Consider the following 6,800-nt stretch of genomic DNA (forward strand, 5'->3'; position numbering starts at 1 on the left):
ACGACGTTGCCGCAACAACGCCGTCCAATTCGGGCCTAGTACTTGAAGCGGACGCCGAACTGGAACCGCCGATCGCTGCGGATCCATGAGGAGTCGATCTTCACCGGCGCGGCGCCTGGCGTCGCCTTCGAGTCGCCGAACACCTGTTGCTGGAAGACAGTCGTCGTATTCAGAAGGTTGGAGCCTTCCAGAGACAGTTCGATTTGCGGGTTCACCCGGAAACGAACCGAGCCGTCGAGGAAGCCGGCGCCCTTCTGCCACATCGGCAGGCCGATGCAGCAGTCGAGGTTGTTGGAGAGGAAGTCGGAGCGCCAGTTGTAGGCCAGCCGCATGGCGACCGGGCCTTTCTCGTAGAGGCCGATCACGTTGTAGGCGTCGTCCGAGATGCCCGCCAGCCGGTGGGAGTCGATGACCGTGCCGTTGACCTGCAGACCGCCCCCGAACCCGATCGTGCCGCCAGCGGCGTAGCCCGGTTCGGTGGCCAGGTTGGAGTTGTTGATCCCGTGCTCGATCGTGTGGGTGTAGTTGACCTGCAACCCAAGGCCGCTCCACAGGCCCGGCAGGAAGTCGAAGAAGGTCTGGTAGGCGACTTCGACGCCCGAGAGGTTGCCGCCGCCCGAGGCGTTCCGCGGCCCGCGGATGGTGACGTTCTCCGTCACGCCATTGTTCGTGAACGAGCGGGTGAACTCGCCGTAGGCGATGCTGCCGTTCAGCTTCTTGTAGAAGAAGTCGACAGTGAAGGAGCTGCTTTTGTTGAAGTAGTTCTCATAGGCGATGTCGAACTGATCCGCCGTGATGGGATGAAGGGCGCCATATCCGGAGTCCGCATTGAAGACGAAGTTGTACCCCGTCACGTTGGCCGCAACGTGCGCGGCGGTCGGCGAGTTGTAGACCACGTAGGTCGAGTTCGGCGTGACGTCGATCACCGGGCTCTGGATGTTGGCGTAGTTCCGCAACAGGCCGAAATCCGGGCGCGACAGGGCGCGGGACGCCGCGAAGCGCACGAACTGTTTGTCCGTCAGGCCGAACCGTACGTTGAAGCTCGGCAGCCAGTTGTCCTGCGTCCCACCGAATTTGTTGAGGGACGAGCCGGCGTTGCTGAAGGCCAGCAACGCCGGCGTCGCATAGCACGCGGGATTGACGACGACATTGGTGGGCAACGGCGCGCTGGTGCACGGGTGCGCGACGATCTGCTGGTACCAGTTGGAAGTCGGGTAGGCGACGCCGCCGGAGCTGTTCAGATCGGTGCGGACGAAGCGCACGCCCACATTGCCCTGGACGGTGATCCCGTTGAAGATGCTGACGTCTTGGCCGCCGAACCGCAGCATGGCGTAGGCCGCCGTCGTCTTCTCCGTCACATCCAGGATCTCGGGAGCGGTGAAGCAGTCGACGGTGTTGGTCGTGCGCTGGCAAAGCGGCGTCCAGCCTAGCGGCGAGTTGGTGGTGGCCTGGCTCAACGCCTTGATCAGGCCCTGCTGGTCGGCCAGCGTCTGCTGGCTCAGGAAAACCATGCCCGGGTTGGGAAAGACGTTTCCGTTGTAGAACGAGCCCAGGCCCGACGACGACCAGATCCCGGCGCCATAGCCCTGGAAATTGCCCGCGTGGCCGCAGGCTGCGGGATAGGCCGCGGGCGTGGTGTTGTCGGCGTTGAAGCCCGGACCATTGCAGTTCCAGGGCGCCGCCACAGGCGACCAGTTGTAGGTCGAGTAGTGAACCGTTTGGGTGCGCTCGGCGTAGCGCACGCCGACATTCAGTGAGTTGAGCCAGCCGCCTTGCGCGAAGTCGTAAACGCCGTCGGCGCGCAGGGCCAGTTCGTCGGCCTTGTTGCGCTCGTAGTGATCCTGAATGTACGGGATGTAGTAGTTGTGCGGGTTGGTCAGGCCGCCCGGCGCATAGTTGACGTTGGACCCCGGCAGCAGAGTGATCTGCGGTGTCCCGTCGCCGTTGACGCTGTACTGGGCGTTGGCCATCGTGGCGGCGGCGACCAGGATGTCATAGTTCTTGGTCTCGGCCTTGATGTACTGCGCATCGAAGCTGGCGCGCAGATTGTCGGTGACCTTCCACTTCAGGTTCGCCGAGAGGTCCTGGGTGCCTTCTGAGTGGTTGAAGTTGCGGCCTTCGTCGTTGACGTACACGCCTTGACGCTGCGTCGTGCAGTTCGAGCCCGCTCCACAGTAGTTGACGAACGGCAGGCCGGGGACGGCCGATCCGCGGTTGATGTTGTCCTGCGTGCTGCTGCCCCAATCCCCCGTGGGCTGGGTCAGGACGCCGGAGACCAGCATGCCGTTGGGGCCGAAGACCAAGGACGGCGTGCCCGGCGCCGGACCAAAGGCGGCGTTGGTCAGCGGATCGTAGGCCGGCGCGCCGAACAGGCCGCCCAGGACGACGTTGGAGCTCTTCTCGAGCCACGCGTTCCTGTAGAATGAGTCGTTGTATTGGGCGGTGAACTCCACGGTCCCGGGGTTGTTCTCCCACTGGAACGCGAGCGAGGTGCCGTGCCGCTTGCGGTCGTAGTCGACCTGGGAAAAGTTCACCTGGCTCGGCATGTATTGCCAGCCGGAGCCGCCATAGGGGGAGGCCGTGCACGCCGCGGCGCCGTTGGAGACGATCGGATTGCCGGAGGCGTCCTGGAATCCCGCCGAGCAGAAGGTGCTGATCCGTTGCATGACCACGCCCTCGGTGCGGGTCAGGACGTGTGAATCCGCATAGTTGGCGAGCACCCCGATCCGGCCGAGCTCGGTGTCCCAGGTCTTGGTGAGGATGCCGGAGTACTCGTAGGTGGTCTTCTTTCCGCGGTCGCCGTAGTCCCCCTTCAGCGAGCCGGAGAACAACTGGTCCGTCGTGTCGAACGGCAGGCGGGTGCGCAGGTTGACCGTGCCGGCGATGCCGCCTTCGATCATCTCCGCGGTCTCGTTCTTGTAGGCGTCGACGCCGGCCATCAGTTCGGGCGAGATGTCGTTGAAGTTCAGTCCGCGACTGGCGTCGGCCGAGAAGCTGTCGCGGCCGTTGAACTCGGTGCGGACCTGGGTCAGGCCGCGGATCAGGACGGCGGCCGGCTCTGCGGAGAAGTGCGAGCTGTCGTCGCTGGACTGGAGACGCGAAACCGTGATGCCCGGAACGCGCTGGAGGGCTTCGGCCACCGACTTGTCCGGGAAGGCGCCGATGTCCGTCGCGTTGATCGAGTCGACCACCGTCTCGGCGGTTTCCTTGATCTTCTGCGCGGATTCGAGGGACTTTCGAACGCCGACCACCACGACCTGCTCGACGGAGGCCGCTGTACTAGCGGCCGTTGCGACAGGAGCGTCGGCGTCTGCCGCCGCGTCTGCGGCCCATGCCGGGCAAGCGACCGCCAAGGCGGCCAGGGTGATCAGAGACACGCCACCGCTAAGCACGGCTTTGCGACTCCCATCGAGGATGGACCTTCTCATTCACTTACCTCCCACGAAGGGCGGTGCTTCTGAGGCTCCGCGCCTTGCCCACTTTTTTCCGTCCGGCCGCGCCCGGCTTGCAGCCGTCCCCGTGAGGACCACCGCAAGCGTCCGACCGCCTCCTGATGACGGCCCCGGCGTTTCCGACAGCGCTGTCAACTGGAACAAAATAAAATCGGCGCCACCGCACCGAGTTTTACCGTCCGCGGGATTTCTCCCGGCATACCACGTTATGTAGAACCAACTCAGGAAGCTTGACCAGTGCCTTTTTTAGGCCTCGTCAAAAAAGCTTCACTGTGGCGGCGCGAGAGTGACATTTGCGACACCCTCACCTGTTTCACCGAGGCGCGGCGACCTGCCCAGGTCGGATCTGCTGCGCGCGAGCGCGTGGCGCTGGCCCTCGCCCACCGCCCAGAGGCGCCGAAATTGACAGCGCTGTCGGGAACCATTTATGGTGAAGCTGAACCGCGCGTCTAGAACAAGCTGCGGGCAAGGACGAGGAAGCTAATGGGCCAGACCGCAACCCCTGTCGGCGCTCGGGCGCCGGGCGTCGTCGCGACCGCGTCCGGAGCGGCGGCCTGGCTCGTGCCCTTCGTGGTGATGTTGTTCTTCGCCTGGGGGTTCGCCACGGTGATGATCGACACCCTGATCCCCAAGCTCAAGGGCCTCTTCGCGCTCAACTACGCCCAGGCGATGCTGACTCAGTTCGCCTTCTTCATCGCCTACTTCGTTATCTCCGTGCCGGCCGGGATGCTGCTGTCGCGGATCGGCTACCTGCGCGGCATCGTCGCCGGACTGGTGGTGATGGCGGTTGGATGCCTGTTGTTCTCGCCGGCCGCCTCGGCGGGCGTCTATTGGGGATTTCTGGCGGCGCTGTTCATCATGGCGGCAGGCATCACCACGCTGCAGGTGGCGGCCAATCCGCTGATCGCGATCCTGGGCTCGCCCGACAAGTCGCACTTTCGGCTGAACCTGGCCCAGGCGTTCAATTCTCTCGGGACCTTCATCGGCCCGTTCATCGGCGCCGCGATCATCCTGAAGAGCGGCGTGACCTCGCCTGATCCGAAGACCACGCCCCCCGCCGTGCTCGAGGCCTACCGCGTCAGTGAGGCCCACGCCGTGCAGGCGCCCTTCCTTGGCATCGCCGTCGGGCTGATCGCGCTGGCGGCGATCTTCTGGCTATTCCGCAACAACAGCGCCGTGCCGACGGCGGCTCGTAACGAAACCGGGCTGGCGAGCTTCCAGCTTCTGCGGCGCCCGCGCCTGGCGTTCGGCGTGCTGGCGATCTTCCTCTACGTCGGCGCGGAAGTCGCCATCGGCAGCCTGATGGTCAACTACCTGCTGCAGCCCAAGATCCTGGGCCAGACCGCCGGCGTCGCCTGCCATCCCGTGGCGTTCGACCTGCTTAGGCTGTTCTACCCCTGCCTTCACACCGCCCAGGACGCCGGCAAGATGGTGTCCTTCTACTGGGGCGCGGCCATGGTCGGCCGGCTGATCGGCTCCGGCGCGCTCCTCCTGCGGGCGCCGGCGGGCAGGCTGCTGAGCCTCTGCGCCTTGGGCGCGGGGCTGCTGGTCGCGACCTCCGCGGCGAGCACGGGCTGGACCGCCGTGGCCGCCATCATCGCCGTGGGTCTCTTCAACTCGATCATGTTCCCCACGATCTTCACGCTCGCCATCGAGGGCATGGGTCCGAAGACACCCCAGGCTTCCAGCCTTCTATGCATGGCCATTGTCGGCGGGGCGATCGTTCCCCTCGTCACCGGCGCCGTCGCCGACTTCACCGGACTCAGCCTCGCATTCGGCGTTCCGATCGTCTGCTACGGCCTGATCGCGCTTTACGGCCAGTTCAGCCATTCCCGGCAGCCCGCCGAGGCCGCTCCGGCCATGACCGCCCCGTGAGTCTCGCGTCGCGGTCCGGCTTGCGGCTGGTTGGGGATGTGGGCGGCACCAACGTGCGCTTTGCCCTCGCGGACATCACCGGCCCGACTCCGCGCCTCTTCGCCTGCCAGAGCTCCCTGTGCGCCGACTATCCGGGCATCGAGGAGGCCATCGAACACTATCTGCAAAGCGCGCCCGCCCAAGGCGCGCGTCCCCGCGCCGCGGCGATCGCGGTGGCGGGACCGGTCACCGGGGGCGCTGCCGAACTGACCAACGGCCTTTGGCGCATCTCTGAGGCGGCCCTGATCGAGGCGGGCTTTCCTTCGGCGCGGCTGATCAATGACTACACCGCGCTCGCCCTGTCCGTGCGCCATCTGGAACCGCAGGATCTGGGCTCGATCGGCGATGCGACGGCGCCGGCGCCGGCGGCCAATCAGACCGTGGCCGTGCTGGGCGCGGGAACTGGCCTTGGCGTCTCGGCGGCGGTGCGCGACGGGTCGTCGGAGGCCATAGCCACCACCGAGGGCGGACACATGGCCTTCGCGCCCGGCGATGAGGTCGAGATCGAGATCTTGCGCCAGCTCACCACCCAGTTCGGTCGCGTATCGCTCGAACGCCTCCTGTCCGGGCCCGGCCTAGTCAGCCTGCGTTGGGCCCTGGCGCGCATCGCCGGCCGGGAAGCCGCGCCCCTCACGCCCGAAGAGATCGTCAGCCGCGCCACGGCCGGCGAGGACGACCTGTGCGTCGAGAGCCTCGATCGATTCTGCGGCATCTATGGCGCTGCCGCCGGTGAAATAGCCCTGGTCTACGGAGCGCGGGGCGGTGTCTACCTCGGCGGCGGCATTGCAGCCAACATCCTCGGATGGCTCCGCCAGAGCGCCTTCCGCAGCCGGTTCGAAGCCAAGGGCCGCTTCGTGGAGTACGTGAAGGCCATTCCGACCCAGGTCATCCTGCATCCCTTCGCGGCCTTGCTGGGCGCGGCCCAGTCCCTGCAATCTGGACGGGTTGCGGGCAGCGCGACTATGGCCGCCGATGTCCCCTGAGAACAACCACGACTGCGCCACTGACCTCAGCGCGAACGAAAGATCCCGCCATGAGCATCCTCGCCCCGCTCTATCGCCTGCTGTTCATCGGCCTGCTGGCGGCGGCGACGCCCGCCCTGGCGGCGACGCCGATCCGGGCCTCCTCACCGGACAACGTGCTCAGCGTCGAGGTCGCCACCGACGGCGATGGCCGTGCGAGCTATGCGATCACCCGCCTTGGCAAGCCGGTGATCGCGCCTTCGAAGCTTGGGTTCCTGTTCGTCGACGCTCCGAAGTTCGACCGCAGCCTGGTCGCGTCCGACCTCGGCCGCCGATCGGTCGACGAGACCTGGGAGCAGCCCTGGGGCGAGTGGCGCTATATCCGCAACCATTTCAACGAGCTGCGCGTGGGCCTGACCGAGGCCGGCGGGCTTAAGCGCCGCATCGACGTGGTGTTCCGCCTCTACGACGA

Annotated in this window: 4 protein-coding genes; 3 read left to right on the forward strand and 1 reads right to left on the reverse strand. The window is 66.0% G+C overall.

The window, feature by feature from the left end; genetic code table 11:
* Positions 1-35: 35 nt before the first annotated feature.
* Positions 36-3,377 carry a TonB-dependent receptor gene (locus JWP28_RS15470; protein WP_299544259.1) on the reverse strand — a complete coding sequence of 1,114 codons (3,342 nt, stop codon included), beginning with the start codon at positions 3,375-3,377 and terminating at the stop codon, positions 36-38.
* 558 nt (positions 3,378-3,935) lie between these two features.
* Here JWP28_RS15470 and JWP28_RS15475 point away from each other — a divergent pair.
* The 3 genes from JWP28_RS15475 to JWP28_RS15485 form a co-directional block, all read left to right on the forward strand.
* On the forward strand, positions 3,936-5,327 hold the full coding sequence (locus tag JWP28_RS15475; RefSeq protein WP_299544262.1) for a sugar MFS transporter: 1,392 nt from the start codon (positions 3,936-3,938) through the stop codon (positions 5,325-5,327).
* Positions 5,324-6,349 carry a glucokinase gene (glk, locus tag JWP28_RS15480; RefSeq protein WP_299544263.1) on the forward strand — a complete coding sequence of 342 codons (1,026 nt, stop codon included), beginning with the start codon at positions 5,324-5,326 and terminating at the stop codon, positions 6,347-6,349. Before JWP28_RS15475 ends, glk begins: the two co-directional genes overlap by 4 nt.
* A 50-nt stretch (positions 6,350-6,399) precedes the next feature.
* On the forward strand, positions 6,400-6,800 hold a 401-nt coding region (locus JWP28_RS15485; RefSeq protein WP_299544265.1), incomplete at its 3' end, for a glycoside hydrolase family 97 N-terminal domain-containing protein.

This window comes from Phenylobacterium sp. (assembly GCF_028290885.1).
Classification (GTDB): Bacteria; Pseudomonadota; Alphaproteobacteria; order Caulobacterales; family Caulobacteraceae; genus Phenylobacterium.

Coding starts and splice junctions, on each gene's coding strand:
- JWP28_RS15475 (WP_299544262.1), top strand. CDS start 3,936: ATGGGCCAGACCGCAACCCCTGTCGGCGCTCGGGCGCCGGGCGTCGTC.